23 protein-coding genes and 1 tRNA gene are annotated in these 26866 nt (G+C 63.2%); 10 read left to right on the top strand and 14 right to left on the bottom strand.

Going from position 1 to position 26866, the window contains the following annotated elements; translation table 11 throughout:
- The coding region (locus OXU43_04900) for an NAD(P)-binding domain-containing protein (GenBank protein ID MDD9824488.1) at positions 1–506 on the bottom strand (506 nt) is incomplete at its 3' end.
- Positions 503–1207 carry a YggS family pyridoxal phosphate-dependent enzyme gene (locus tag OXU43_04895; protein MDD9824487.1) on the bottom strand — a complete coding sequence of 235 codons (705 nt, stop codon included), beginning with the start codon at positions 1205–1207 and terminating at the stop codon, positions 503–505. The genes OXU43_04895 and OXU43_04900, both read right to left, overlap by 4 nt.
- A 152-nt stretch (positions 1208–1359) precedes the next feature.
- Between OXU43_04895 and OXU43_04890 the strand changes: the two genes are divergently transcribed.
- From OXU43_04890 to OXU43_04880, 3 genes are all read left to right on the top strand, one after another.
- Positions 1360–2394 (top strand): type IV pilus twitching motility protein PilT, encoded by a 1035-nt coding sequence (locus tag OXU43_04890; GenBank protein MDD9824486.1) that lies wholly within the window; start codon positions 1360–1362, stop codon positions 2392–2394.
- A gap of 72 nt (positions 2395–2466) precedes the next feature.
- Entirely contained in the window at positions 2467–3633 is a 1167-nt protein-coding gene (locus OXU43_04885) for a PilT/PilU family type 4a pilus ATPase (protein ID MDD9824485.1), read from the top strand.
- A 644-nt stretch (positions 3634–4277) separates the two neighbouring features.
- Complete coding sequence (locus tag OXU43_04880) at positions 4278–5348, top strand: PilT/PilU family type 4a pilus ATPase (protein MDD9824484.1); 1071 nt, start codon at positions 4278–4280, stop codon at positions 5346–5348.
- 43 nt (positions 5349–5391) lie between these two features.
- Here the strand turns inward: OXU43_04880 and holA are convergent, their stop codons facing one another.
- From holA to leuS, 3 genes are read right to left on the bottom strand one after another with little or no spacing between them, the layout of a single operon-like run.
- On the bottom strand, positions 5392–6444 hold the full coding sequence (gene holA, locus OXU43_04875; GenBank protein MDD9824483.1) for a DNA polymerase III subunit delta: 1053 nt from the start codon (positions 6442–6444) through the stop codon (positions 5392–5394).
- A gap of 11 nt (positions 6445–6455) precedes the next feature.
- Positions 6456–6965 carry an LPS assembly lipoprotein LptE gene (gene lptE, locus OXU43_04870; protein ID MDD9824482.1) on the bottom strand — a complete coding sequence of 170 codons (510 nt, stop codon included), beginning with the start codon at positions 6963–6965 and terminating at the stop codon, positions 6456–6458.
- The gene (leuS, locus tag OXU43_04865) at positions 6962–9442 is read right to left on the bottom strand and encodes a leucine--tRNA ligase (protein MDD9824481.1); all 2481 of its coding nucleotides are present in this window, start codon (positions 9440–9442) and stop codon (positions 6962–6964) included. The genes lptE and leuS overlap by 4 nt, the downstream gene beginning before the upstream one ends.
- 306 nt (positions 9443–9748) lie before the next feature.
- Here leuS and OXU43_04860 point away from each other — a divergent pair, with 306 nt between their 5' ends.
- Together OXU43_04860 and OXU43_04855 are read left to right on the top strand one after the other, a co-directional pair.
- On the top strand, positions 9749–10489 hold the full coding sequence (locus OXU43_04860; GenBank protein ID MDD9824480.1) for an NYN domain-containing protein: 741 nt from the start codon (positions 9749–9751) through the stop codon (positions 10487–10489).
- A 54-nt stretch (positions 10490–10543) separates the two neighbouring features.
- Positions 10544–10630, top strand: a tRNA-Leu gene (locus OXU43_04855).
- Between the two features lie 118 nt (positions 10631–10748).
- Here the strand turns inward: OXU43_04855 and OXU43_04850 are convergent.
- The 3 genes from OXU43_04850 to OXU43_04840 are packed head-to-tail and all read right to left on the bottom strand — an operon-like array spanning position 10749 to position 15314.
- Positions 10749–11084, bottom strand: a complete 336-nt coding sequence (locus OXU43_04850; protein ID MDD9824479.1) for a hypothetical protein — start codon at positions 11082–11084, stop codon at positions 10749–10751.
- 13 nt (positions 11085–11097) lie between these two features.
- Positions 11098–14442 (bottom strand): isoleucine--tRNA ligase, encoded by a 3345-nt coding sequence (gene ileS / locus OXU43_04845; protein ID MDD9824478.1) that lies wholly within the window; start codon positions 14440–14442, stop codon positions 11098–11100.
- Positions 14439–15314 (bottom strand): M23 family metallopeptidase, encoded by an 876-nt coding sequence (locus tag OXU43_04840; GenBank protein ID MDD9824477.1) that lies wholly within the window; start codon positions 15312–15314, stop codon positions 14439–14441. The genes ileS and OXU43_04840 overlap by 4 nt, the downstream gene beginning before the upstream one ends.
- A gap of 155 nt (positions 15315–15469) precedes the next feature.
- Between OXU43_04840 and OXU43_04835 the strand changes: the two genes are divergently transcribed.
- The 3 genes from OXU43_04835 (at position 15470) to OXU43_04825 (ending at position 17502) form a co-directional block, all read left to right on the top strand.
- The gene (locus tag OXU43_04835; GenBank protein MDD9824476.1) at positions 15470–15811 is read left to right on the top strand and encodes a histidine triad nucleotide-binding protein; all 342 of its coding nucleotides are present in this window, start codon (positions 15470–15472) and stop codon (positions 15809–15811) included.
- 279 nt (positions 15812–16090) lie between these two features.
- Positions 16091–16324 (top strand): sulfurtransferase TusA family protein, encoded by a 234-nt coding sequence (locus OXU43_04830; GenBank protein MDD9824475.1) that lies wholly within the window; start codon positions 16091–16093, stop codon positions 16322–16324.
- A gap of 161 nt (positions 16325–16485) precedes the next feature.
- On the top strand, positions 16486–17502 hold the full coding sequence (locus tag OXU43_04825; protein MDD9824474.1) for a response regulator: 1017 nt from the start codon (positions 16486–16488) through the stop codon (positions 17500–17502).
- An 83-nt stretch (positions 17503–17585) separates the two neighbouring features.
- Here the strand turns inward: OXU43_04825 and OXU43_04820 are convergent, their stop codons facing one another.
- Complete coding sequence (locus OXU43_04820) at positions 17586–18002, bottom strand: OsmC family protein (GenBank protein ID MDD9824473.1); 417 nt, start codon at positions 18000–18002, stop codon at positions 17586–17588.
- A gap of 200 nt (positions 18003–18202) precedes the next feature.
- Here OXU43_04820 and wrbA point away from each other — a divergent pair, with 200 nt between their 5' ends.
- Positions 18203–18826 carry an NAD(P)H:quinone oxidoreductase gene (gene wrbA / locus OXU43_04815; protein MDD9824472.1) on the top strand — a complete coding sequence of 208 codons (624 nt, stop codon included), beginning with the start codon at positions 18203–18205 and terminating at the stop codon, positions 18824–18826.
- Here wrbA and hda read toward each other — a convergent pair.
- The 4 genes from hda to OXU43_04795 form a co-directional block, all read right to left on the bottom strand.
- Positions 18780–19592: a DnaA regulatory inactivator Hda gene (gene hda / locus OXU43_04810; GenBank protein MDD9824471.1), complete on the bottom strand. Its 813-nt coding sequence runs from the start codon at positions 19590–19592 to the stop codon at positions 18780–18782. The genes wrbA and hda overlap by 47 nt on opposite strands.
- Before the next feature lie 14 nt (positions 19593–19606).
- Positions 19607–20683 carry a DUF2066 domain-containing protein gene (locus OXU43_04805; protein MDD9824470.1) on the bottom strand — a complete coding sequence of 359 codons (1077 nt, stop codon included), beginning with the start codon at positions 20681–20683 and terminating at the stop codon, positions 19607–19609.
- A gap of 573 nt (positions 20684–21256) precedes the next feature.
- Positions 21257–22321, bottom strand: coding sequence for a bifunctional glycosyltransferase family 2/GtrA family protein (locus OXU43_04800; GenBank protein ID MDD9824469.1), 1065 nt, complete (start codon positions 22319–22321; stop codon positions 21257–21259).
- On the bottom strand, positions 22318–24531 hold the full coding sequence (locus OXU43_04795; GenBank protein MDD9824468.1) for a hypothetical protein: 2214 nt from the start codon (positions 24529–24531) through the stop codon (positions 22318–22320). Before OXU43_04795 ends, OXU43_04800 begins: the two co-directional genes overlap by 4 nt.
- Positions 24532–24791: 260 nt before the next feature.
- On the opposite strand from OXU43_04795, the gene gloB reads away from it, so the two are divergent.
- Positions 24792–25571, top strand: a complete 780-nt coding sequence (gene gloB, locus OXU43_04790; GenBank protein MDD9824467.1) for a hydroxyacylglutathione hydrolase — start codon at positions 24792–24794, stop codon at positions 25569–25571.
- Positions 25572–25587: 16 nt separating this feature from the next.
- Here the strand turns inward: gloB and OXU43_04785 are convergent, their stop codons facing one another.
- Complete coding sequence (locus OXU43_04785) at positions 25588–26616, bottom strand: NAD(P)/FAD-dependent oxidoreductase (protein MDD9824466.1); 1029 nt, start codon at positions 26614–26616, stop codon at positions 25588–25590.
- Positions 26617–26866 lie beyond the last annotated feature (250 nt).

The raw sequence follows: 26866 nt of genomic DNA, 5'->3' as shown, positions 1-26866 counted from the left end.
CGCCCCAACCAAAGCACCGTGCCCATCGCGGCCATGACGGTTTCGGCGGTGCGCCGATGCCGCAAAGGAAGCCGCCGGCCGGCATACAAAGCCGTGACGCCCTCGCGGACCTGCGCCGGCAGGTTGGGCATTGCCCGCACCAGGAAACGCGGGGCGCCCAGCCAGCCTCGGATACGGCCCAGGCGAATACCGGCCGCTATAGAGATGATCAGGGCGTCTTCCGCCACGGCATCGGCGACTCCCGTGACCAGCCTCTCCAGTTGCCCCGGCTTGACGGCCAGGATCACGACACCGGCATCCTTTACCGCTTCACGGGCGTTCGAGAACGCGCGCAATTTCCAACGCCGCCGCAACTCCCGGCGTATGTCCGCATCGGCCTCCGCGCCCCGGATACGCTCGGGTCGGCAGCCGCGGTCGATCAGCCCCGCCAACAGACTGCGCCCCATATTGCCGCAGCCGAGAACGGCAATCCGCGGGATGCAATGCAGCCGGTCCGGTTCGTTCAACTGCGCCGGCCCCCGAAGATGTCCGTACCGACGCGCACCATGGTGGCGCCTTCCGCGACCGCCGCCTCCAGGTCCCGGCTGGTGCCCATGGACAGGGTATCGAGCGCGATCCCGAGGTCGTCCTGCAACCGCGCGGCGCACTCCCGCAGTCGGCGAAAGGGCGCCCGCTGGGCACGCAGGTTCAGCGTATCGGGACGCGGCATGGCCATCAGTCCCCTGAGCCGCAACCGCGGCAGCTCCCGAACGCAACGGGCGAGCGCCGCCAGCGCGGCGGCGTCGGAGATACCGGGCTTGCCGGTTTCGCCGTCTATATTGACCTGCAGACAGATGTTCATGGGCGGCAGGCAGTCGGGCCTCTGGGCGGACAGCCTTTGCGCCACCCTGGCGCGCGTCAGCGAGTGCAGCCAGGCAAAACGGGAAGCGACTGGGCGGGTCTTGTTCGCTTGCAGTGCGCCGATGAAGTGCCAGGTCAGGCCGGATTCTTCCAATCCCTGTAATTCTTCGAGCTTGATGATCGCTTCCTGCGCGTAATTCTCGGCAAACTCCCGCAGGCCGCACTTTACGGCCCTACGGATACGGGCGGCGGGCTGCGTTTTGCCGACAGCGAGCAGCCGCACGGAGCCCGCCGGGCGCCCGTAGCGCCTTTCCGCGGCGGCGAGGCGCTGTCGGACCCGCTCCAGGGCGCGGGGCAGGTCGCGCACTTCTCCCTCGGCTATGATATAATTTAATCGTTGCCGCAAGGCTTCGGTAGTGCGTATCGCCATTGCGCAACGGCTATCGTCTCGCCGGGCGGCGGCGCGGTCCGCTAGGGGACCGCCGGTTTACCGGACAACGCGAGGGAAACGGTGTAACTATGGATATCGGCGATTTACTTGCTTTCGGCTTCAAGAACAACTGCTCCGATCTGCATCTTTCCGCGGGCATGCCCCCAATGATCCGCGTGGATGGGGACATGCGCAGGATCAATGCCCCGGCCATGGATCACAAGGAAGTGCACGACATGGTGTACGACATTATGAACGATAAGCAGCGCAAGGACTACGAGGAATTCCTGGAATGCGACTTTTCCTTCGAGATCCCGAAGTTGGCCCGGTTCCGGGTAAACGCCTTTAATCAAAACCGGGGGGCGGGGGCGGTATTTCGGACCATCCCGTCCGAGATCCTCTCGCTGGAGCAATTGAAGGCCCCCGAAATCTTCAAAACGGTATCGGACTACCCCCGGGGCGTGGTGCTGGTAACCGGCCCGACGGGTTCCGGGAAATCCACCACCCTGGCCGCCATGGTCAACCACAAAAACGATACCGAGTACGGCCATATTCTGACCATCGAGGACCCGATCGAATTCGTGCACCAGAGCAAAAAATGCCTGATAAACCAGAGAGAAGTGCATCGCGACACGCTGGGGTTCAGCGAGGCCCTGCGCTCGGCGTTGCGCGAGGACCCGGACGTAATCCTGGTAGGCGAAATGCGCGACCTTGAGACCATCCGCCTGGCCCTGAGCGCGGCGGAGACCGGCCATCTGGTGTTCGGGACCCTGCACACCAGTTCGGCGGCCAAGACAATTGACCGGATTGTGGACGTATTCCCCGCCGCCGAGAAAGACATGATCCGGGCCATGTTGTCGGAGTCGTTGCGGACGGTAATCTCGCAGGTGCTCCTGAAAAAGAACGGCGGCGGACGGGTCGCCGCCCACGAGATCATGATCGGCACGCCGGCCATCCGCAATCTGATCCGGGAAAACAAAATCGCCCAGATGTACTCGGCCATCCAGACCGGCCAGCAGTTCGGCATGCAGACGCTGGACCAGAATCTGCAGCGTCTGGTGCAAAAGGGAGAGATCAGCCGCCAGGAGGCGAAAAACAAAGCCGCCAACAAGGACTCCTTCTAGCGCCGGCACAGATGCATCGTAGTATAATCGGGTAAAGGGATTCGCAAAGGGCAAGCACCGGGAGATAGCGAAATGGAACGGGAACAGGCGATCAAATTCATGCGCGAACTGCTGACCACGATGGCCCGAAAGCAGGCGTCGGACCTTTTTATTACGGTCGGCTTTCCGCCTGCCATCAAACTGCAGGGAAAGATCAGGCCCGTGTCCAAGGCCAAGCTCTCCGCGGAAGACACCCGCTCTTTGGTATATGCGGTGATGAGCGACAAGCAGCTCAAAGAGTACGAGGCCACGAAGGAGTGCAACTTCGCTGTCGCCCCGAGGGGAATCGGGCGGTTCCGTACCAACGCCTTTATCCAGCAGGGATATTGCGGGATGGTGCTCCGCACCATCCAAACGAAGGTCCCCACCATTGAGGAACTGGGCTTGCCGCCGATCATGCGGGACATCAGCCTGACAAAACGCGGGCTGGTGTTCATGGTGGGGGGGACGGGCTCCGGCAAATCCACCTCGCTCGCGGCCATAATTAACCACCGCAACGAGAATAGCTACGGGCATATCATCACCATCGAGGACCCGATCGAGTACGTCCACCCCCACAAAAACTGCGTCATCATGCAACGCGAGGTGGGCGTGGACACGGAGGATTGGGGGATCGCGCTCAAGAACACCCTGCGGCAGGCCCCCGATGTCATCCTGCTGGGGGAGATACGCGACCAGGAAACCATGGAATTCGCCATTGCCTTCGCGGAGACCGGCCACCTCGCCATGGCCACCCTGCACGCCAACAGTTCCAACCAAGCCCTGGACCGCGTCATCAACTTTTTCCCGGAGGAACGCCGCGAGCAACTTTTGCTCGACCTCTCGACCAATCTCCGGGGGATCGTCTCCCAGCGCCTGCTCAAGAAGAAAGGGACCAAGGAACGGGTACCCGCCATTGAGATCATGTTAAACACCCCCCTGATCTCCGAACTGGTACTCAAGGGCGAGGTGCACAAAATCAAGGAAATCATGGGCCGGTCGCGGGAACTCGGAATGCAGACTTTCGACCAGGCTCTATTCGATCTCTACGAATCCGAAAAGATCACCTACGAAGATGCGATCCGCAATGCCGATTCCATGAATGAGTTGCGCCTGAAAATTAAACTGGAGAGCAAGACGGCGAAAAAGCAGGACCTCTTGGAATCGGTAGGCCACATGAGTATGGAGGAAAAGCAGGAAGAAAGCGGCCTGATGCGCTGATCGCCTGCCACCGATAATGGCCGGCCAGGAAGGAGCGAGCGAAGCGCGGCGCCTTGCCGGGCCGGGAAGAATGAGACGGGTGTTTTATGGGAGAAATCGAGCAATCGTTTCAAGCCGGTTCTGAAGAGACCGAAGGGCCATCGGCGTTCCCGGAGGACCCGTGCGAACAGACCCAGGCGGAACCGCCGCCCCCGGCGGCGACGAAGATCGGACCGGGGGTTCAAGCCAGCTCCGGAGAACCCGAAGAGTCATCGGCATTCCCGGAGGACCCGCGCGAGCGAACCCAGGCGGAACCGCCGCCCCCGGCGGCGACGAAGATCGGACCGGGGGTTCAAGCCAGCTCCGGAGAACCCGAAGAGTCATCGGCATTCCCGGAGGACCCGCGCGAGCGAACCCAGGCGGAATCGCCGCCCCCGGCGGCGAAGGAAGCCGAGCAAGCGTTCCCGGAAGATAAAAAGCCAGATCCCAAGGAGGCTACCGCGAGCCCCGGAGAGGCCACAATTGGCAGGGGCGCCACGAGCATAGGGGCAACTACCGGTCTCGGGGGAGTTACAGGTACGACGGCCAAGGCTCCCGGAAAGGGCGCAAGTCCCGGGACGGCCGCAAATGCCAGGGGGGCCACGAGCCCCGGGGCGGTCACTGGCATGGAGCCCCAATGGGTTATCGAGCCCTATCTCAAACTCATGGTGCAAAAAAAGGCGTCCGACCTGTTCTTTACCACCGGCTCGCCCGTAAAAATCAAAATCGAAGGCAATTTCATATCCGTAGGCAAGCGGCCGCTGGATGCCGAGAAATGCAAGCAGATCGCCATGTTAATCATGGACGAGGCACAGCAGAAACGATTCGCCGAGAGCATGGAATGCGACTTCGCCATCGGCCTGAAAGACGAGGGCACCCGCTTCCGTGTGAACGCATTCCGCCAGCGAGGCACCGTCGGGCTGGTATTGCGGCGCATTCCCAGCGAGATCCCCTCGATCAAGGATCTGAACCTGCCCACCGTCCTCAACGAGTTGGTCATGAACAAGCGCGGCCTGATCCTCATGGTGGGGGCTACCGGCTCCGGCAAGTCCACCACCCTCGCCGCCATGATTGATTGCCGCAACCGGGCGCAAACAGGCCATATCCTGACCATTGAGGACCCCATCGAATACAGCCACAAGAACCGGAAAGCCATCCTGAATCAACGCGAAGTGGGCGTGGACACGCATTCCTACCACAATGCCTTGCGGGCGTGCCTGCGCGAGGCTCCGGATGTGATCCTGATCGGAGAGATCCGGGACCGAGAGACGATGGAGACCACGATGGAGTTGTGCAACACAGGCCATCTGGTGCTCTCAACCTTGCATGCGAACAATTCCAACCAGGCGTTAGAGCGGGTCATCAACCTGTTTCCGCCGGAGTTGCAGAAGCAGGTGCTCATGGACCTTTCCCTCAACATTCGCTCCGTAATCTCCCAGCGTCTGGTAAAGAAAAAAGACAAGAAACTCTGTGCGGCGGTGGAGATCCTGATCAATACTCCTCATATCGCCGATCTGCTGCTCCAGGGAAGGATCCCGGAGTTAAAAAAGGCGATGGAGGACAGTGGCGTCCATGGCATGCAGACCTTCGACCAGGCCCTGTACAACCTATACAACGACGGGACTATCGATCTCAAGGAGGCCCTGAGCAACGCGGATTCCAGTTCCGATCTGGAGGCGAGAATCAGCTTCGGCTGATGTCCCCCGGGCAGAGACGGCGTCTCCGCTCCGCACCGGCGCGTCAGTTTCCGACGCGCGTCTCTTCGAGCAGAAGGCGCATATCCATGCCGCCCAATCCCAGGAACAACCAGGTCAGTACGCGCCATATCTTTTTGCGGTCCGCGGTTCCCTTGAGAACCCGCTCGACCTGCAACGCCGCGGCAAGCATTTCGTAGAGCGCGGACGCGCCCCCCCGGTTCAGCACGGCTCTGACAGCCTCCTGGCGGGTGCCCCAAATCCTGTGGCGCGCCAACAACCGACTGTCCGGCCTTTCGCCTTCCCGCATTGCCTCCGTCAGAGTACAGAGCCGGCGCAATTCCCAGCGCAGGGCGCCGAATACGGCCACCGCCTCTACTCCCTCGCGCGCCAGGCCGCGCAACATCCTGCAGGTGCGTTCCAGGTCCCCCAGCAAGCTCGCCTCCAGCAACTCGAAGACATTGAAGCGCGCGTTATCCGTCACGGCCACCGCCATCTCGTCCAGGCGGTCGCCGTCTTCCCCCGATAAAATCAGCCGGTCCAGCTCCTGGCGAGCCGCCAACAGGTTCCCCTCCGTACGCTCGGCAATGAGACGGGCCGCCGCAGGGGCCAGCTCGGCGCCCGCGGCCGCGGCCCGCCCGATCAGCCAATCCGGAAGCGCAGACGCCTTGACTGGCCAACATTGCACGACCAGGCCGGCCTGAGCCAATGCCTGGTACCAGCGCGCGCGGCGGCTCTTGCCGTCCAATTTCCCCAAGGTGACCAGGAGGACGGTTTCCGCGGAAGGCCGCTCCGCATACTCTGCAAGGATGCCGGCACCTTCCCGCCCCGGCCCTGGCGCCTCCAATCGCAATTCGACGAGGCGCTGGCCAGCCAGAAGGGACGGCATCCTGCCAAGCATACGGAGTTCTTGCCACTGGAACCCTTTCTCGGCAGCGTACAGCACCCGCCGGTCCGTATAGCCATGGCGGCGGGCCAGGCTTCGGATCTGGTCGGCGGCCTCGAAACGCTGCATGGGCTCTTCCCCGCAGACCAGGTACACCGGCATGGGCTTGTCGCGCAACAGCCTGCCGGAGAGTTTTTCAAAGCGTACTTCCATGTGCCGCAGGGTCAGCGATGCAGCAGGGATACGGTATGCAGGCGGCGCAATATCCGCCGCGCGGTCTGCCGGACCAATTCTGCATGCAGCAGTTCCTCATCGCCCGGCCAGCCAAGGGCCCCGGCTTGTTCCGCGAAGACGTAATCGTCGGCGGTCCGTAGCCGCTCCCAGGGAACGCGCAGGGCGCCGTCCGGCCCGCGCAACAGAATGTCCACGGCATATTCCAGCCGGTACTCCACGGCCTGCCCCGATCTCGGCGAAACGGCAAGGATGCGCCTGTCGAGGCGCGCGGCGCGCAGCTCCAACAACAACGCGCCCGTCTCGTGATGCGGCACGATGCGCACGCCTTCCCCCACCGCCTGCCGCCGCAGCTCGGCGACCAGGCGGCCGGTGTCCCCGTGCGCGCGCAACGCCACCGCCTGTCCGTCGGCGGGAGCCAAGCCCCCGGCCGGCTGGAAACCGCAGCCCGGCGGCAGGAGCGCCAACAGCGACAATGCCAGCGACAGTCGCTGCGTTCTCATCTGCCCGCGCCATCCCGCAGCACGATATTGATCAACCGGCCCGGGACAATCACGGTCCGATCGATCTCCCCTGCCGTAGTAAAGCGCCGTACGTTGTCGTCGGCCAAGGCGGCCTCCCGCACCCGCACATCCGAGGCGGCAACCGGCAACTGGATGCGCCCCCGCAAGCGACCGTTGACCTGCACCGCCCATTCGACATGCTCCTGGAGCAAAGCGTCGGCATCCGCCTCGGGCCAGGAAGCGTCGATCACGGCCTCGTCGTGCCCGAGCGCGCGCCACAGGGCATCGGCAATATGCGGAACGATAGGCGCCAACAACAAAACCGCCGTCTCCAGGGCCTCTTGCGTCAAGGCGGCCGCATTGGGCAAAGAGGCGGGCAGGCGGGCCAAATCCTTGAGCAATTTCATTACCGCCGCGATCGCCGTGTTGAAGGCGTGACGCCGGCCGATATCATCCTCCGCCTTGGCGATCGTGCTGTGAATCAGACGTCGGAATTGCCGTTCTGCCGGAGTCATGTCAGTCGGCGTCAAAGCCGCCGCCGGCCCGCCGGAATTCACGTGCCGTGCCGTAATGTCCCAGAGTCGGTTCAAGAAACGGAAGGCGCCTGCGATCCCGCGGTCCGACCACTCCAGGTTCTGTTCCGGCGGGGCGGCGAACATAATGTACAGGCGCACCGTGTCCGCCCCGTACCGGTCCACCAGCTCCTGCGGATCGACGGTATTCCCTCGCGATTTCGACATCTTGACCCCGCCCTTCAGTACCATGCCCTGTGTCAGCAGGTTGCGAAAAGGTTCGTCGCAACGGACCAGGCCCTCGTCACGCAGCAATTTGTGGAAAAACCGGGCGTACAGCAGGTGGAGCACTGCGTGCTCGATCCCGCCCACATACTGATCCACGGGCAACCAGTAGTGCGCCCGTTCGTCCAGCATGGCGCCGTCGCGGTCCGGACAGCAGTAACGCGCGTAATACCAGGAAGACTCGACAAAGGTATCGAAGGTGTCTATCTCCCTGCTGCCCGTCTCTCCCTCCGCCAGAGGCGCCTCGCGGAACTCCGGCAGCTCGCCCAGGGGAGAGCCGCGCCCCTGGGGCGTGACCCCTTCGGGGAGCAACACGGGAAGGTCTTGCTCCGGGACCGGACGCGCCCGGCCCTGCCGGTCGTAGAGGATGGGAATGGGGCAGCCCCAGTAGCGTTGCCGCGAGATACCCCAGTCACGGAGCCGATAGTGCGTCTTGCGGCTCCCGCGGCCCTCGCGCCGCAGGCGCTCCGCGACGGCATCGAAGGCCTGCGCGGAACTCAGACCGTCGAAGCAACCCGAGTTGACAAGCACTCCCGGCTCCAGGAAGGCCCCCTCCGACACCTCTGCCCCGCCGCCATCCGCGGGGAACACCACTTGGCGTATCGGCAACCCGAACTTGCGCGCAAACTCCCAGTCCCTTCGGTCATGAGCCGGCACCCCCATCACTGCGCCGGCGCCGTAGCTCATCAGGACGAAATTCGCCACCCAGACCGGCAGGCGCTCACCGCTGACGGGATGCACGGCCTCCACTCCCAAGGGCAACCCCTCCTTCTCCATGGTCTCCAGCACGGCCTCGGATATGGCCCCCTTGCCCGCCTCCCGCGCGAAGGCAGCGACTGCCTGATTCTCGCGAGCCACCGCCTGCGTCAACGGATGCTCGGGGGCAACGGCAAGATAAGTGACGCCCATCAGGGTATCCGGCCGGGTGGTGAAAACCTTCAGGGGCATGCCCTCCGCCCCGGCGGCAGGAAATTCGACTTCCACGCCCTCGGAGCGCCCCAGCCAGTTCTTCTGCATGTTGCGGACAACCTCCGGCCAGCCGTCCTTGAGCGGCGCCCGCTCCAGAGCCGACAGCAATTCCTCCGCGTAGCGCGTGATTCGCAGGAACCACTGGGGAACCTCGCGCCTCTCCACAGGGGCGCCGGAGCGCCAGCCGCGGCCGTCTATTACCTGCTCGTTGGCCAGCACCGTCCGATCCACCGGGTCCCAGTTCACCAGAGCCGATTTCCGATACACCAGGCCCTTCTCGTACAGGACGGTGAAAAACCACTGTTCCCAGCGATAGTATTCCGGGTCGCAGGTCGCAAGTTCGCGGCTCCAATCGTAGGCGAAGCCGAGACCCTTCAACTGCTTGCGCATGGCGGCGATATTCTCCCGCGTCCAGCGGGCGGGAGGGATGCCGTTTTCGATCGCCGCGTTCTCGGCCGGCAGGCCAAAGGCATCCCAACCCATCGGTTGCAGGACATTCTTCCCCAACATTCGCTGGTAACGGCTAATCACGTCGCCGATGGTGTAATTACGCACGTGGCCCATGTGGATCCGGCCACTGGGATAGGGAAACATGGACAGGCAGTAAAACTTCTCTCGTCCGGGGTCCTCCCTTACCCGGAAGACATCGGCCGCCTCCCAGCTGGCCTGGACTTCCGCTTCGATTCTTTCAGGACGGTATCGGGTATTCATGATCGGGGCGGGCCGTCGGCAACGACAGGCGCCAAAACGGTTATAGCAGTGGGCGCCGCCCCTGCCAAGGGGCATCCCACGCATAGCGCCCGCATGCCGCCGACGCCAAACGAAACGGCACCGTGCGGCTACAACTTTCTGGAAGCGCGGTCTGCCGCCAATGTGTTGCCTCGCAATTGACGTCCCCTGCTCAGCGGTCTTATAGTGCCGGTTTCCGAGGGGACAAGCCTTCGCTTTCAGACAGCCGGGAAATGCCGCTTCCGGCTCCTGGGGCACGGATTATAGATTACGATGGAGGATGGAATTATGCGTTCTTGTGCGATTCTTATAGACGGCGGGTTTCTCAAGCGAAAAGTGGGTTCGCGGCACAATCCTTTGACGGCGGAGTCATTCCAGGCGTTCGTGACCCAATTGCAGGATCACGAGCATCTGCGCGATTATTCCCTGCACCGCATTTATTACTACGACGCGCCGCCGCTGGAGGGCACCCAGCAGCGCCCCTTGCAGGGAGGAACTCAGGACTTCGGGAACAGCGCCTTGGCCGGGATCAACAAGCGGTTGGTACAAGGCTTGAAGCGGGTGCCGTATGTATCTTTGCGCATGGGCAAGCTAGTGTTCCGGGGCTGGCAGGTCCGGCGCGAGTTGTTGCAACAGGAAGAGTCGGAGCAGACCGACAGCGTAAGGGTTATGAGCGAGGATCTCAGCCCGATCATTCACCAACGTGGCGTAGATATCAAGCTGGGGCTGGATATCGCCATGTTGACGTTCAAGCGGTTGGTACAGGCGATCGTGCTGGTAACCGCGGACAGCGATTTCGCCCCGGCCATGCGCTTTGCCCGCCGGGATGGGATGCATGTCTTTCTGGTGCCCCTGGGGCATATCCTCACCGAGGAAATGCTCGAAAACTCGGACGTGATAATCGAAATGGCAGACAATATTGACGCCCGGGAGAGGCCTAACTCTCCCCAGTATCATCAGCAGCAGTACCAGCAGCAGAAGCGCTGGACGCCCAGCGCTCCACCCAACCGATGGAACCGCTCGGAGTGACGCCAGAGGGACGATTCCTGGCCCCGCCGCTTTGATGGTATTCTTGCCGCCGCGGCCGGGATGGCGGAACTGGTAGACGCGCCAGACTCAAAATCTGGTGAGGGCAACCTCGTGAGAGTTCGAGTCTCTCTCCCGGCACCATGGATTTCCCCGATCTTCTTCCTGCTTCCGCCGTTGGGCGGCTGCCCGCCGCCGGACGCGCGGCAAGGGCATCCCGCCTGTGGCGGCTGACCCGCGATCTCCTGGGCGGTCTCCCGGCTCAGAACAGAGCGATGGTTTGTTGCACAGACATGCCTTGGTTTTCGGCCATGTGCAGTATGCGCCGGGCACGCTTGCTGCCGTTTTGCAGGAGAATGATCAGCCGACGCAACTTGGGGCGCAGGTGCCGGGGGAGGGTTTCCTCAAAACGCAGGAAACGGGCGACGTTGAGGGCATCTTGGGGCAGGGAGTCAGGCATCGTGACGCGCACGGCGCTATAGAGTTGGAAGCAGCCGGCGCATACCGGCGCCAGCGTGCCGCTACCGATCCATCCGCCCATCTCGGCAGCAGGGACGCACCGGTAGCAGCAATCGCATTGTTCTCTTGCCGGGTTCATGCTTGTCCGCCGGTCATGACAGAGCTTGCGGGGGTTCGCGGTCTTCGGGGTTTTCCGGGGGGAAGGCGGCGTGAGCCCGGGGGACGCGCTCGGCCGGCGGCCGATCCGTCCGGGTGATGGCCACTTCCAGCCGCTCCGTGTCTATATCGAACTGGGCGACGCAATCGCCGGAGGGCGGGCACGCGAGGTGCAGGTCGGAGGCAAGGATCTCGCCGCAGATCCATTCGGCATGCTGCCGAATCGCTTGCTCCAGGCGGCCGGTGGCGCGGTACTCGACGCGAATTCGGTCGGTTAGTCGCAACGAGTGCGATTTGCGCAGGTGCTGGATGCGGTTCACCGACTCGCGGGCAAGGCCGCGGCACAGCAATTCTGGCGTGACCGTGATGTCCAGGGCGACTATGGATTCGCCTACCTGGGCCACCTTCCAATCGCTCTCCATAGGTTCCAGATTGATCTCCAGTTCCGCTTTTTCGATGCGCACGGTCTCACCGTCCAATTCCAGCTCCAGCCCCCCGGCGACCAGCAAACGGTCGATCTCGGCCTCCGGCAGCCGGCCCAACCGTTCGGCGGCAGTGCCCATTCGCTTGCCCAGCCGCGGCCCGAGCAGCCGGAAATTCGGGCGCACGGTGCGGCGCACCAATTGACCCGGGTCGTCAAGGCGCTCGAATTCCAGTACATTCACTTCTTGCAGTACGATATCTTGCAGGCGTTCCAGGTCCTGCCGTTCCTCCGTGCCTCCAGAGGCGTAGAAAATGCGCCGCAACGGCTGGCGCACGTTGATGCGATTCTGATTGCGCAACAGCAACACGGCGGCGACGAGACGCCGCGCGAAAGCCATGCGCCGCTCCAGCCCGGTATCGATCAAGGCAGTGTCGGATTGCGGGAAATCGGCGAGGTGCACGGAGACGGCCGAAAAGCGGCCAAGGACATCGTTCAAACAGCGGTATAGCCATTCGCCGAAGAAGGGGGCGATCGGCGCCATCAGACGGGCGATGACGTACAGGCAGTCACAAGTGGTTTGGTAGGCGGCCAGTTTATCGGCATCGCTGCCCCCGCCTTCCCGGTGGCTGCGCCAGAAGCGCGGCCGCGAGCGGCGAATATACCAGTTCGACAGCTCTTCCACCAGGGCGCCGATCTCGCGCGCCGCCCGGTTCGGGTCGTAGTTGTCGTAGGCGGTTTCGGTGCGCGCGACCGTAGTGTGCAGGCGACTGACGATCCAGCGATCCATCTCGCTGCGCCGGGCCGCCGGCATGGACGCTTCATCGCCCCGGTAGCCGTCTATGTTGGCGTAACTGGCCAGAAAGGAATAGACGTTCTCCAGAGTGTTGAAGAATTTGCGCCTGGTTTCACGCAGGCCGCGCTCGGAGAAGCGCAGATTTTCCCAGGGGACAGCATTGCCGGCGAGGTACCAGCGCAAGGTGTCCGCGCCGTGTTCGGCCATGACGGCGAAGGGGTCCACGGTGTTGCCGCGCGATTTGGACATTTTCTCTCCCTTCTCGTCCAGCACCAGACCGTTGACCATTACGTTGCGGTAGGCGGGGCGGTCCGCAACCGCCACGGCAATGGCGTGCAAAGTGTAAAACCAACCGCGGGTCTGGTCCAGCCCCTCGGCAATGAAATCGGCGGGGAAATTGCGCGCGAAGGATTCACGGTTCTCAAAAGGGTAGTGCCACTGAGCGAAAGGCATGGCCCCGGAGTCGAACCATACGTCCAGCACGTCTTCCACGCGCCGCATCGTGCCGCCATCGGGAGCCAACCAACTCAGCCCGTCCACCCAAGGACGATGCAGGTCCGGTTCCCGATCTTCCGGGCCCCAGCCTTCACGACACTTGTCGCGCAGCTCGGCAATGGAGCCAATGACCTCAAAGTGACTGGAGCCGGGGGCGTCAGAGGTCCAGATGGGCAACGGCGTACCCCAGTAGCGCTTGCGGCTCAGGGCCCAATCCACGTTCTTTTCCAGCCAATTGCCAAAGCGTCCGGCGCCGATGCCAGGCGGATGCCAACGGATTTCCCGGTTCCGTTGCAGCATCCGATCCCGGATCGCGGTAGTGCGCACGAACCAGCTGTCCACCGGGTAATTGAGCAGGGGGGTTCCCCGGCGCCAGTCATAAGGGTAATTGTGACGGTGGTCCTGCAGGCGGTAGAGCAGGCCGCGTTCGCGCAGGCTTTGCAGCAAAACCCGGTCGGCGTCTTTGAACCACATGCCTGCTACCGGGGCAGGCTCTTCCCGAAAGCGGCCCTGCGGGTCCAGTGGCAGAAATACGGGCAATTTCGCCTGCCGTCCCAGGGCGTAGTCGTCGGCGCCGAAGGCAGGGGCGATGTGCACGATCCCCGTGCCCTCCGCCGTGGAGACGAAATCCGCCGCCAACACCCGCCAGGGTTGCCCGCCACCCTCGGAGGGTAAAGCGGCGGGGGGAAAAGGCGGTTGATAGCGCTGCCCGACCAGGGCCGTGCCGTCGCAGACCTCCAGCACCCGGTACGGGCGCGTCAGGACAGAGAGCCTTTCTTCGGCCAGGATCAGTTCTTCTGCCCCGTCGCGGCTTTCCGTGCGCACCCGCGCGTAACGAATGCCGGCCCCCACGGCCAGGGCGGCATTGGCCGGCAGAGTCCATGGGGTTGTAGTCCAGGCCAGGAAACAGGCGCCGGGGCGGTCGCTGTGGGGGAAACGCACGAAGGCGCCGGGGTCCACGACCTCGCGATAGCCCAGACTGACCTCGTGCGAGGACAGCACGGTGCCGGAGCCGGGGCTGTACCACTGGATCTTGTGCCCGCGGTACAGCAGTTGCAGACGGTGCAGTTCCTTGAGCAACCACCAAACGCTCTCAATATAGCGCGGCTCGAAGGTGATGTAGGGGCGCTCCAGATCCACCCAGTAGCCGAGCCGGCAGGTCAGCCGGTCCCAATCCCGCTTGTAGCGCTGCACCTGCTCCCGGCAGACGCGATTAAAGGCGGCGATGCCGTAGGATTCTATGGCGGCGCGATCTTCCAAACCCAGCTCCTTTTCCGCGGCGATCTCCACGGGCAAGCCGTGGGTGTCCCAGCCGGCCTTGCGCTCTACCAAAAAGCCCTTCATGGTTCGGTAGCGGCAAACGATATCTTTCAGAGTGCGGCCGAAAACGTGGTGGATGCCGGGAGGGCCGTTGGCGGTTGGCGGCCCTTCATAGAAGGAAAACACCGGCGCCTCGGCACGCTGGCGCAGGCACGCCCGGAAGATGTCCTCCCGCTGCCACCATTGCAGAATTTCTTCCTCCAGCACGGGCGGAGACAGGCCGCGGCACTCCCGGAATCCTTGCGGTCTCCGCGCCGTCTCGCCGCCGCGCAGGCGCTTCGGCTGCCGGCGCTCGGAGCTGGAGCTCACGGCGGCGGGGCCCTGCGCAACGGGGCGTCCATGACCAGTTCCGGGTCCAGGCGGGCCCTGAACAGGTTGATGCGCCAATCCAGGTGCGCGCCAGTAGCCCGGCCGGTGGCGCCGACCTCGGCGACCGGTTGCCCCTGACGCACGATGTCGCCCTCGGCAACCAGGAGCCTGCTAAGGTGCATCATCGTGGAGGAAAGGCCGCGGCCATGGTCTATGATCAGGGTGCCGCCGGAAAAATACATGTCCCGGTGCGCCAGGGAGACGATGCCGCCGGCAGGCGCCAGCACCGGGGTCCCTTCCACGGCGGCGATGTCGATCCCGTAGTGGGGTTGCCTTGGCTGGCCGTTGAGGATGCGGCCGCTTCCGTAAACGCCTGTGATCCTGCCCCGCACCGGCCACTGGAAACCGGTATCGAAGTAGGGCTGTGAGGTGTCGCGCCGCCGCGCCGCGCCGACTAATGCCGCCTCGGCGCGGATGCGGGCCAGTGCCTCCTTGTCAGGGGAGACCATTCTCGATGGCAGGCCGTTTATGCGTTGCACTTGGTAGTCGCGCTGCCCGATCTTAAGCGCATGTCGTTGCACGCGGTTGTCCGGCGTTGTCACCACCAGGCTGGAGCGGGCGCCGGCATTGCGCCCGAAGCCGAGCAAGAAGCGGCCATCGTCGCGCACGCGCACAGGGTTGCCGTCGAGCGTCACTTCGCTGCCGGGCGCGGTGAAGCCCTGCACCAGGCCGCCTTGCATGAGCACGCCTTCCAGGCGCATCTCCGCCACCGCCGACGGCGCAACCGACCACGATACGGCAAGGGCCGCCGCGAGCCCGGCGCCGGCCTTGACCCGCGCCTTGCCCAAAACCCGCATGGAGGAACCTTGCATGGGGGCATTGTATCCTATTCGCCTGGACGGCCCCTTGGGGGCGCGCACGGATCCCGTGCCATGCTATGGTAGGCGGAGCTCGGAGCCGGGCAAACGCGCCCGCGGGCCGCGCCCGCAAGGGATTCGCCATGCGGGGAGCTACGAGGAGGACGATTATGCCCGAGACCATTTTCAGCAAGATCATTGCCCGGGAGATACCGGCCGACATCGTATTCGATGACGAGCGTTGCCTGGCCTTTCGCGACGTGAATCCGCAAGCGCCGCTACACGTGCTGATCATCCCCAAGAAGGCGATCCCGCGCCTGGCGGATGCCGGGGAAGAGGACCGGGATCTGCTGGGACACCTGCTGTTGACCGCCAGGAAGATCGCCGCCGACCAGGGTTACCGGGAGGGATTCCGAATCGTGATCAACAACGGAGACGAAGGCGGCCAGACCGTGTTTCACCTGCACCTGCACCTGTTGGCCGGGCGCGGGATGCGCTGGCCTCCGGGCTGAACCCCGGTGACGGAGAGTCGGACGGGAAATGCCGGGCCATGGTCGCGGTTGCGTGGCAATTTCCCCTGCCATGTTTTATACTCCCGGGGAAGAAGAGCGAAGTAAGGCACGAAGCTGATCGGAAACTGCCTCAATTTCCATGACCGCGAATCTACCCGGTTCCCCGGCCCTGTCCGTCGGTTCAGTCCATTGAACGAGTCCGCCAAGGAACAACGGTTCTCGCCGGTGGCGGCGAACGCCGGCATGGCTTCGGCAGGGCGGCGGGAGTGCCCTCGGCCGGTGCGATCGCTTGATGCGAAGGGCCTTGCCTGCCCGCTCCCCGTCCTGAAGGCGAAGGTAATCCTGAACCGGCTCCAGCCGGGGGAGACTTTGCTGGTGGAGGCTACCGATCCCCATGCGCCAGTGGACTTCGGCGCGTACTGTGCCCGCTCGGGACACGAATTGTTGCATACCGAGACCTCTACTTCGGGGATTTTGAGGTTTTATATACGCCGCGCCGCGAATGCCGCCTAGACCGCGCGGCAAGGTCTCGGGTAGCGATTCATAGCAAAAAAGTGACACGACGATAACTAGAAACTAAGCAGGCATCCCAGGGATGGGATACGGGACGTGCCCCTGCCGAACTGCCTCGTAAAGAGAGTAGGGCCGTCCCGCTTCTACGGAGGAGAAGACCTATGAGGGCGGCGAGTTGCTTGATCCTGGAGCGGGATCGGCGTTTGGCAAACAGGCTATGTCGGCAATTGCGCGAGATTGGCTGCGGGATCGCGGCTACGGCAGCCACTGCGGAAGAAGGGGTCCGCGCCGCGGCCCGGATGCGCCCTACCCTCGTGCTGGCCAATGTCCGCTTGCAAGGAAATGCGGACGGCGAGTTCGACGGCATCGCGGCAGTGGAACGGATCCGCGAGCGCTTTCCCGGCCCGGTGATTTACGTGACCGACCCGGTCAGCGAGGAGCTGCTGTGGCGCGCCAAGCCTACCCGGCCGCTGGGCTACCTGAACAAGCCGGTGCGGGAACAGGACATGCGCACCATGCTTGCGGTGGCGCTGGACTCCCTGGAGGCCGCGGAGACACACCGGGGTTCCATCGCGGGGATGCTGGAGCAGGCACTCGACCACCTGTCCGTAGGAGTGGTATTGATTAACCGTCAGTTACAAGTGCGCTTCAGCAATCGCACGGGGCGGGAGGTCATAGAGCGGCGGAAATTGCTGGGCCGGGAGAAGGCAAGCAACCGCCTGTCCTTCCTGCCGCAGGCGCGGGAGAAGATCGCCCGCATGGTGCGGCAGCGAAAGGGAGGCAACATCGTCCTGGATTGTGCGAACGGGCCGCCGTTGCAGATCCACGTCTTCATCCTGGACCGCGGGGCGGCCCCCGACCTTGACGAGCTGCGGCCAGTGGCGGCCTGCTACTTGTTCGACCGGTACGAGGACGACGCCCGACTGGCGGGGGCGCTGCGCAATCTTTACCGACTGTCTCCCGCCGAGTCCAAGGTTGCCGCCGCCTTCACCACGCACCCGAACCTGCAACGGGCGGCGGAGCAGCTGTTTATCAGCCCCACGACCGCCCGTACCCACCTGCAACGCATCTTCATCAAAACGAATACCCGAAATCGCCCCAGCCTGCTGCACCGGATCATGACTGGCCCCGGTATGCTGTTGCGGGTGCACGAGGACGATAAAGAGTATGGCTCTTGAGAGCTGAAAGGGGCTCAAGGGCCGTTGGGCTATTTGCAGAGGGGCAAGGCGGGCGCCGGTTTCGGGGCACGGCCGGGGGCCATTCAGGCCGGGAGTATCTCGTAGCTGTGCGTGATTTCGGCGCTCTTGCCCAACATGATGGAGGCGGAGCAGTATTTTTCCGCGGAGAGTCGAATGGCACGCTGCACCTGTTGCTCCTTCAAGCTGTCGCCAGCGAGAGTAAAGTGCACGTGGATCTTGTCGAAAGTCCGGGGCACGGTCTCGACCCGACTGCCCTGCACCCCGACCTCGCACAGGGATGGGCTCTGCCGGGATTTCTTCAGGATCGAGACCACATCGTAGGCGGTGCAGGCGGCCATGCCCAGCAATAGCAGCTCCATGGGGCGTATGCCCAAGTTCCTGCCGCCGCCCTCCGGCGGGCCGTCGAGGATCAGCTTGTGGCCACTGCCGGACTCTCCCGCGAAGGCGGCCTCGGCTATCCAGCGCACCCGAACTTGCACGGGCTATGCCTGGCGGCGGGACTGGCGGCGGAGGAACGGGTGGCGCGGCACCGGTCCGAATGGCACGCCCGTACGGCAAGCTGTGCGACAATGCGGGGCGTTGCGCCGAGGCAAGCGCGAACCAGACGAACCGGGCGCAAAAGAACAGGGCGTGAGCGATGACGGAATGAAGATCATGAACGACAACGAATGGTAAACGGATGGTCGAGATACTGGTCTTGTATTATAGCCGTAGCGGCCACACCGCCGCCATGGCGCGGCAAGTGGCCCGCGGTGTGGACGCAGTGGCGGGTTGCGCCGCCCGCATTCGCACCGTCCCCGCCCTGAACGGCAGTGCCGATGGGACGTCGGCGGGAGAAAACGAGGGCGAACCCTGTCCCCCGAATGCCAACCACAGCGACTTGCTCGCCTGCGCGGGGCTGGCCTTGGGCAGCCCCACGCGTTTCGGGAATATGGCCGCTCCCCTGAAGCGCTTCCTGGACGGTACCGGCGACCTGTGGCTGTCCGGCGCCTTGAGCGGCAAGCCGGCCGCCGTATTTACATCCACTGCCAGTCTGCACGGCGGCCAGGAAAGCACCCTGCTCAGCATGATGTTGCCGTTGCTGCATCACGGCATGCTCCTGGCGGGACTGCCTTACGGCAACCCTGAGTTGCTGAGCACCACCGGCGGAGGGACGCCTTATGGAGCCAGCCATGTTGCCGGCATGAACGGCGAGCGGCCGCTGGACCGGGAGGAGAAAAGATTGTGCTTCGCGTTGGGGCGGCGGTTGGCCGGGATCAGCCAGGCGTTGGCCCGCTGGGAGGAACGGGACGCCCCAGAGTAACGCGCTTGGGGGCCGTCGCTTGCAGGACGGCGCGGTCCGGGAGGTCGCCGCGGGGGGGGGCGTCGCTACCGGTTGTCGCCGCAAGCTGTTCCTTGACCAGGGCGATGCTGGGGCGGCATTTTCGGGCATGGCAGGTCTCGGCGATGCCGTCCATCAAGGCAAACAGGGAGTGCATGTCGCGGGGGGCGCGGCTGAGCAGGTAGCGCATGACCTCGTCGCCTACCGCCAAGGCGTGGGACTGCGCCCGCAGGCGCAACGCGCGGACCCGATCTTCCTCGGCAAGCGGGCGCAACCGGTAAACCAGACCCCAGCACAGGCGGGAGCGCAGATCTTCCAGCACTAGCGAGAGACCGCGCGGCCCGCATCCGGCAGCCGCGAGTAGCGTCCCGCCCTGCTCGCGGAGTCGCTCGTACAAGGCCAGCAGGCGGAATTCCCATTCCCACTCCCCGGCGATCCGGTCCAGGCCGTCCAGGGCCACCAGGCGGCGCGAGGACAACGCGTCCAAATCCTGCCAGCTCAGGCCGGGGTCGGCAAAGGAGACGTAGGCCGTCTGCAGCCCCCGGGATACGGCATGCAAACAGCCAGCCTGTAGCAGGTGGGTCTTACCCGTGCCCGGGGGCCCCCAGAGGTAGAGCGCCTGTTCCCCTTCTCCCACGGAGATTTTGCGCAACACCTGCAGGAGTTCCGCGTTGGGACCCGGCACGAAGCGTCGCAGATCCGGGCGCCTCGCGTCGAACAGAGGAAATGCCAGTTGCCGCCCGTACATCGAAGCCGGGAGTCTCAGGGCGCCACCGGCGGCCGCAAGCGGTATCCCCACGCGCCGACGGCCGCGTCCGGCGCCAGGAGACCACCCAGAAGAATCGCCTCGCGCACGTCCTGTTCCGGCAACCGGCTGGTCAGGCGCAGAGTTACGCGGTCCAGGCGTACCCCCGCCATCTCCACCCGTTCGATTTCGTGCAGACTTTCCAGATAGTTCAGTACCTGCAGGTAGCGAGCGAAGTCCTTTATGCCGCCTACGCTCACGTCCAGAACCTTCGCTTTGCCGCCACGCTGCCCCAGATGACCGAAGCGATTGGCCAGGATATCCGCCAAGCGGGCAACCCCTGCGGCGGCCGCTTCCGTTACCTGCTGCCCACGGGTGACCCAGGTCACTTCTTCCGCCTCCAGGTACAGGGTCCAGCGCCCTTTCCAGGCGCTTTCCTGTTGCCAGCGCTCCAGCCGAACGGTCAGCACGGCGTCGGCCGGGTAGCGCAGAGAGGCAGTGCGCACCGTTTCGCCGAAGCCGGCCCACAGCGCCGCCTCGTCCAGATTCCGCTGGTCTTCCAGATCCAGGAGGGGGTGCAGGAGGGGCAGGCCGAGCCGCTCGGCCTGGCGCTGCAATTCCTGCAACGGCGCCGACGCGGCATCCTCCAAGCCCAGAATCTTTCGCCCGGCGCCGGCGTCGGCCGCCATCCATACCAGGGTCAGAGGCCGCGCTTCTCCCCAGCTGGGGACGCCCGCCTCCCGCAATGCCTCGTTCAGCCCTTCTTCCTGGAAGCGCACCCAGAACCGGGAACCCACACCCTGCTCCGGGTCCGGGGACAAATAGCGATAGCTTTGCACGTATTGCTCTGCCGCGCGTAACAGCGGCGAAACCCCAGGACGGTAAGCGATATCCGGGTCGGCCGTGAGCCGCGCCAGCACCTGTTCGAGGGCCGCGGCGAAACCGGCCGCCCGTTCCCTCTCCGGCGCGGAGACAGAGACCGTCGCCTCGTACAGGGCTTGCAGGCGGTATGCGTGGACAGCTGCCGGGGAGACGGCCAGGGCCAGCGCCAGCAAAGGAAGCAGGTAGGAACGACGGGTAATCTGCAGTAACATAGGTCTCTTTTTTTCGTGCTGGTGTAAGAAAGATTGCTTATGGCGCGCGCACGGCTTGCCCAGGAGCAAAGATACCAGATTTCCCAGGCGGTAGTAGCGGAGCGCGGGCACCCCGGTGTTGCCGTTGCCGAGGGGAGCGGTTCTGTTCGGGAAACCGTAGCGAGGTGCCTCTGTCGGCGCACATGAGCCGAGGGCGGGGTGCCGCAATGCCATCTGCCATAACCGGAGAATCCGGGTCGTTCCGGGATCCGGCGGGACAGGTGTATTACCGTGCGGGAAAGGTGCTCCGGACGGTGATGCCGCGCACGGCAGAGGACTTCAAATTCGTACGGGACACCGGCCTGCTCGACGAGCTCGTAGAGCAGGGGAGACTCGTCCCCTACGCGCTGACGGACCGGGATGCGTTGCCGCCCCTCGGCGCGCGGTCTTTGCCAATGACATATGAGCCTGAACGGGGATGCGGTTCCAAGAACGGCAATCAAGCGGCCCGCGCCCCCAGCCACCCAAATGTGCCGGGACCACATCATTCGCTCAGGTTCATGACTGGATTGGAAAGGATTTTTTTCGCGGCATCTAAGTCCTGCGGACGCCTGCCCCGACACCGCCCGGCAAGGTTGGCGAGGAGCGGAATATCCAGAACTTTTGGACCAGAAAATTTACCGGGTAGAGCAGAAGGTCCACGGGTATCTTCGAGACAGACGGGGCAATGCCGAGGACGGATTGAGCCAAGTTCACGAGGCTGGCAGCGACGAAGATCATAACGGCTACCTGCAAGAGGTAGAGCAGGAGTTCGCGCGCCGCCCGCTTGCGGGAGCGGAAGGCGAAGATCTTGACGAGCGAGAAGTTGACCAGCAGCGAAGCGAGCCGGCCGAGGCAGACACTTGACAGGATATGGCCCGAGACCGCCAGTGCGGTGAGGTAAACGCCGAAGTCAACGACGGCTGCCGAGATGCCCGCCAGAACATGGCGAAAGAGAACCCAGTAGATGCGCATCGAATCCAAAAGCGGGCGAAAATGGGAGCTCCGGTTGCCTTCGAGATAAACGGTGCGGATGGGCACTTCCTCGAAGGCGAGACCGGAATTCTTCAGCGTCCGCAGCATCTCCGTCTCAAGTTCGTACCGGTCAAAGGAAATCTTGAGGATGACGGGCAGCAGTTCTCTGGGGATGCCGCGCAACCCTGTCTGGGTGTCCGAGAGACGGATACCGAGGAGCACGCGCACGAGCCGTCTGGTAAGACGGTTTCCGAACCAGCTTCTCAAGGGAACCCCCCCCTCGAAACGGCGCACTCCGAAGATGAGCGAGGTGCGCCTTTCATGCAGCCGGCGGGCAATCTTCAGCGCGTCGTCTGGCAGGTGCTGTCCGTCGGAGTCGAGGGTAACTACGCCGGCGGCGCCAGGATGGCGCTCAAGAACGTACTGAAAGGCCGTTTTCAGGGCCGCACCCTTACCCCGGTTGGCGTCGTGAACGAGCACGGTGAGCCCCTGTCCTTTGGGCAGCCGTTCGAATACGGCCGGACTCTCGCTGCCATCGTTGACGAGAACCACCGGCAGATATCCATGGAGATGGCCTACCAGGCCAATCAGCGTTTCTTCCGGGTTGTAGGCGGGGATGACCGCGACGATGTCCGGATAAATCATGGAGGTTCCGGGCTGGCCGCCACCTCCCAGAGCGAGAAAGCGGGGTTGCGGGCGACCGTGCGGTGAAAATACGCCGGCTCCGCCTGGTGCCGGATAAAGAGCTGGTTGAAAACCGACTCGGCTACGTTTTCCGTCATGACTACCCCGTAGCGGATGTGCGGCAGCCACTCGAGGTGAAATCCCCGCGGGTACTCGTAATCCTTTACCGCCAGCAAGCGGCCGGTGTCGTCGTAGGCGACGATCTTGCGGAGCGGCAGCCCGACTTTCGACTCGTTGAATTTGATATCGAGCATACTGAGCCCCTCGTTCACATCGAAGACGAGGGTTGGCGCCAGAGTAAAGGTATCGTCTTTTCGTTCGACGCGGTGGAAAGGCGCCAGGGCGAAGGATTCTCCGCTCTCTTCGACAATATCCCAGGTCCCATAACGAAACCACGTGGTTTGCAGCATCGCGTGGTAGAGAAGCAGGAAGACAGGTTCCCTGTTGTCGGGAAAGAGGAACGCCTGACAGGCTTCGATAGAATCAAGGCCCGTGTCGCGCCCCGTGGCCCGGGAGAGTTCCAGGAGGTCCGCGGCTGCCTCGCCAGGGGACTGGTTGAGGAGTTGCCTCATCCAGCGCAGTCCGGTCTCGGCCGAGCCGGTCAACTCATGGATTCGGCGTGGGCCGGCCATGCCGTGCTCAATATAGAAGCGGACGAAATTGCGCGCGAAATTCATATCCCGGCTGGCCAGGGGCATGCTGCTGTAAACCTGCCTCTCCCCGCTCATGAACTGGCCGTCGGCGATCGTGCGCCTTCCGGTGTAGTACATGATCGGATAGCCCGCATCCCACGACGTCCAGATGACAGCGTCCTCCGGCGTCTCCTCCCGAATGCTCGGGACAGCCCGTATTACGTTGACCGTCGTGGGGTCCGGGGCAACCCTGTGCAGCTCGGTGAAGAGCGCAGGGGCGAGGATCAGGGCGGCGACGGCTGTGGTAAACCCCACCAATCCGCTCCCGCGCCGTTCGAAGTACCTGCCTGCGAGGGCCGCCAGCGCACCGATGCCGATGCCGATCAAAGGCGCCCAGAAAATCAGGGCGCGGTTCCCGAAAAAAAAGGCGCTCAAACCCAGGAACACGGGCACGGTCAGGGCCACGGCCGCCCGCCTGGGTTGCGCGTACGCCAGCCAGATCAAGCCGGCCAGACCCAGCAGACAAGTAAGAAAGAGACCCGTAGTTCCGCCAATCAGGCCACGCAGACCAGGACGGGCAAGCTCGGAGATACTGTCCCTCACATTGGGAAAACGGTCGTCCGCGCCCGGGATGCCGTGAACGAAAGTGCCCTGAATACGGTCTATAGCGGTCTGCACCGATTCGGCTCCCACCGCCAGGAACGCGAGCAACAGCAACAATGCAAGCCCCGACCCCGCATAAATCCCTTCCCGGCGCCCCGGGCGATAGTAGAGGACGGCGCCGATCAACAGAGGAACGAGACAGATCAGGGCGACCGCCTCCGGCGCCGGGTCCCACCACCAGGCGAAAAGCCCGGCGTTGAAAGCGACCGCCAACAGACAGAGATAGCGCCAGTGGTCTCGGCGCAGGCCGCAGGCGAGGGCCAGGACGGAGGCGCCCAGCGCGAAGGGAACGATCAGGCAATCGGTGTCGTAAAAACCCATGCTGCTCCGAGCAAGGTACTGCGGGGAGCTGAGGGCGGCCAGGGAAGCGACAAACGAAGCCAACGGCGGCAGCCCGAATTGCCGGCAGAGGCCCAAGAACGGCAGGAGGAGACAGAGCGACAGGAGCGGCGGCAAGAGGGCGGCGGTCCATTCAAGAGAAAGCGAACTCAGGGAACTCAGGGCAACGGTCAGAACCGAGAGCAGGGGCGGCGGAGAGGGACGAGGCGGATACTCCGGCGTCGTCCGCAACGTATCTACGGTCTCGTACTCGCCGTCTCGGTACTCCCGGGCAAGGCGCAGGTAATAATAGCCGTCAGCGTTCAGCAGCAAGGGGTTGTTCTCGAAGAAGTGCAACGCCCGATTTTCTTCCCATACCCGGTATTCATGGGTGCGCAGGAAGACGCTGACGCCCAGCACGAGCAGGAGCAGCCACAGGTGTCGGCCTTTCCAGCCGCCAGCCGACGGGGCCGGGCGTTCGTTGCGCGCGCCTGTAGCGTCGGCGCCCCGGTCGTCCGCAACGGGCGACGCGACCGCATTTCCCAGGCCAAGCTTCATACTCTTCCTACCGCATTACCAGCGTTTGCGGAGCCGCGGACACATTCGTCCGGAAACTCATGGTGGAGACGCATGAAGAATCGCAGATCCAGAAACCGTAACGCAACCGCGACGCCCTACAACGACCCCGGCGCAGTGAGCGCGGCAGTAACTCCCGCACAATGTATTTTCCGGACAAGATTTCCAGTGTACAATCGCCCCTAAACTGATGTCTCCCACCAGGAATATCGGTAAGAGTCGTACTTATATGCACCTACGCCATGTCCTCTGAAGCGCTGGAAATTCATATGTTCCCCTGCCTGGCGGATAACTACGGTTATCTGCTGCACGATCATCGAACCGGCGCCACGGCTGCGATAGACACTCCCGATCCGAACACCATAAAAAGCGCTTTACGAGAAAAAGGCTGGCGCCTGACTCATATCCTCAATACCCACCACCACTGGGACCATGCGGGAGGCAATTTGGCGCTAAAAGAAGATACGGGTTGCAAGATCTACGGACCCGGCAGGGAAGACAGCAAGATCCCGGGACTCGATTACAGACTGGACGACGGCGATTCTCTTGCCTTCGGCAGTCAACAGGCCCAAGTGCTGCATACCCCCGGGCACACCCTTGGACATATCGTCTTTTTCTTCCCCGAGGCAGGAGCCGCATTCGTAGGAGACACGCTTTTCTCCATGGGGTGCGGAAGACTGTTTGAGGGAACGGCCGCCCAGATGTGGAGCTCCCTGCAACGGCTTATGGCCTTGCCCGACAGTACGATGCTCTATTGCGCGCATGAATACACCATGGAAAATGCGCGCTTTGCCCTCTCTCTGGAACCCCATAACCCGCACCTTCAGACGCGGGCGGAAAAAGTGCGGCACCTGCGAAAAGAGGGCCGGCCTACTCTGCCCACGACCCTGGCCCAGGAGAAAAAGACCAATCCTTTTCTCCGCACCGCCCGCAAAGAACTGCGTAGCGCCGTTAACATGGAACGCGCGTCGTCCCCGGCAGAAGTGTTTGCAGAAATCAGGCGCCGTAAGGACAATTTTTAGCCGGCTGCCGCGGAAACTACTCAGCTGCGACGCCCAGGCGCTTGCGTATAACCGTACTGGTAGTAGTGTATTGCAGATACTGCTTTTTCTCCGGGTACATATACTTCTCCGCACCGAAGGCCGCCAGGGCAGCTTCATGAAAGCCGCTGAGGATCAATTTCTTCTTTCCCGGGTAGATATTTACATCTCCTATCGCAAAAATTCCGGGGACGCTGGTTTGAAACTTCTCGGTATCCACACGTATTTGGTTTCTTTCCAGTTGCAACCCCCACTCCGCTATCGGCCCCAACTTGGGAGACAGTCCATAAAACACCAGCAATTCATCCAGGGGGAGGACCAGCGGTTCTTGCTTGCCTTCCGATATGCGAATCCCAACGAGCCGACCGGCTTCCTCGACCAATCCCCTTACCCTGCCGATGACGTACCGCAGTTTTTTCCGGTCAGCCAACTGCTTCATGCGCTCCACCGATGCAGGAGCGGCACGGAACTCCTCGCGGCGATGCACCAGCACCAACTCTCGCGCCTTGTCGTACAGATTCAGCGTCCAATCCAGCGCCGAATCTCCTCCGCCTAGTATTACCACGCGCTTTCCGGTGTAGGCAGCCGCATCGGCGACCTTGTAGTGCAGACACTTTCCTTCGTATTTTTCGGCGCCCGCGACTTTCAACTTCCGGTGCTGAAACGCCCCGCATCCCCCGGCAACGATCACCGCCCCTGCCTGGCATGACAGCCCCTTAGCGGTCAGCAAGCGAAAACTTCCGTCTTCGTTTTTCTCAACTTCGGTAACGACCTGCCCTAAATGAAAAACGGGACGAAAAGGGCGAATCTGCTCCTGTAACCGCTCAATAAGTTCCCGGGCGTTGCACACCGGAAGAGCGGGAATATCGAAAATGGGCTTATCCGGGTATAACTCCATACACTGCCCGCCCACTCTATTAAGAGAGTCAATCACGCACGCCCGCAGACCAAGCAATCCCAGCTCGAATACCTGGAACAGACCACAGGGGCCGGCGCCTATGACTACCACATCTGCTTCTGCTTTCATTTAATGAAGGATTGTTTTCCCCGGACCGGTCCACTCTTGCGAACAGATTGCGTAATACTCCCCCATCCGGCTGCCGCGGCTGAGGCGCCATTCGCCCCCCTACGGGAAGGGGCGGAACCGATCCTGGCAACTCCGGACACAATGCAAATCGGCAACATTCGAACATTATAACCGCAGAAGCCGCCGACACGGACAAACGGTTCTGTTGTTTAGTCGGGGGTATTTTGGGGGTGTTCTGTTGGTATGCGAG

Source organism: Gammaproteobacteria bacterium (assembly GCA_028817255.1).
Classification (GTDB): Bacteria; Pseudomonadota; Gammaproteobacteria; order Porifericomitales; family Porifericomitaceae; genus Porifericomes; species Porifericomes azotivorans.
This window is presented reverse-complemented; position numbering and strand designations above follow the sequence as displayed.

Coding starts and splice junctions, on each gene's coding strand:
- lptE (MDD9824482.1), bottom strand. CDS start 6,965: ATGAGAACGCAGCGACTGTCGCTGGCATTGTCGCTGTTGGCGCTCCTG.
- OXU43_04860 (MDD9824480.1), top strand. CDS start 9,749: ATGCGTTCTTGTGCGATTCTTATAGACGGCGGGTTTCTCAAGCGAAAA.
- OXU43_04800 (MDD9824469.1), bottom strand. CDS start 22,321: ATGATTTATCCGGACATCGTCGCGGTCATCCCCGCCTACAACCCGGAA.
- wrbA (MDD9824472.1), top strand. CDS start 18,203: ATGGTCGAGATACTGGTCTTGTATTATAGCCGTAGCGGCCACACCGCC.
- hda (MDD9824471.1), bottom strand. CDS start 19,592: ATGTACGGGCGGCAACTGGCATTTCCTCTGTTCGACGCGAGGCGCCCG.
- OXU43_04890 (MDD9824486.1), top strand. CDS start 1,360: ATGGATATCGGCGATTTACTTGCTTTCGGCTTCAAGAACAACTGCTCC.
- OXU43_04835 (MDD9824476.1), top strand. CDS start 15,470: ATGCCCGAGACCATTTTCAGCAAGATCATTGCCCGGGAGATACCGGCC.
- holA (MDD9824483.1), bottom strand. CDS start 6,444: ATGGAAGTACGCTTTGAAAAACTCTCCGGCAGGCTGTTGCGCGACAAG.
- OXU43_04880 (MDD9824484.1), top strand. CDS start 4,278: ATGGAGCCCCAATGGGTTATCGAGCCCTATCTCAAACTCATGGTGCAA.
- OXU43_04850 (MDD9824479.1), bottom strand. CDS start 11,084: ATGAACCCGGCAAGAGAACAATGCGATTGCTGCTACCGGTGCGTCCCT.
- leuS (MDD9824481.1), bottom strand. CDS start 9,442: ATGAATACCCGATACCGTCCTGAAAGAATCGAAGCGGAAGTCCAGGCC.
- OXU43_04885 (MDD9824485.1), top strand. CDS start 2,467: ATGGAACGGGAACAGGCGATCAAATTCATGCGCGAACTGCTGACCACG.
- OXU43_04795 (MDD9824468.1), bottom strand. CDS start 24,531: ATGAAGCTTGGCCTGGGAAATGCGGTCGCGTCGCCCGTTGCGGACGAC.
- gloB (MDD9824467.1), top strand. CDS start 24,792: ATGTCCTCTGAAGCGCTGGAAATTCATATGTTCCCCTGCCTGGCGGAT.
- OXU43_04805 (MDD9824470.1), bottom strand. CDS start 20,683: ATGTTACTGCAGATTACCCGTCGTTCCTACCTGCTTCCTTTGCTGGCG.
- OXU43_04825 (MDD9824474.1), top strand. CDS start 16,486: ATGAGGGCGGCGAGTTGCTTGATCCTGGAGCGGGATCGGCGTTTGGCA.
- OXU43_04840 (MDD9824477.1), bottom strand. CDS start 15,314: ATGCAAGGTTCCTCCATGCGGGTTTTGGGCAAGGCGCGGGTCAAGGCC.
- OXU43_04785 (MDD9824466.1), bottom strand. CDS start 26,616: ATGAAAGCAGAAGCAGATGTGGTAGTCATAGGCGCCGGCCCCTGTGGT.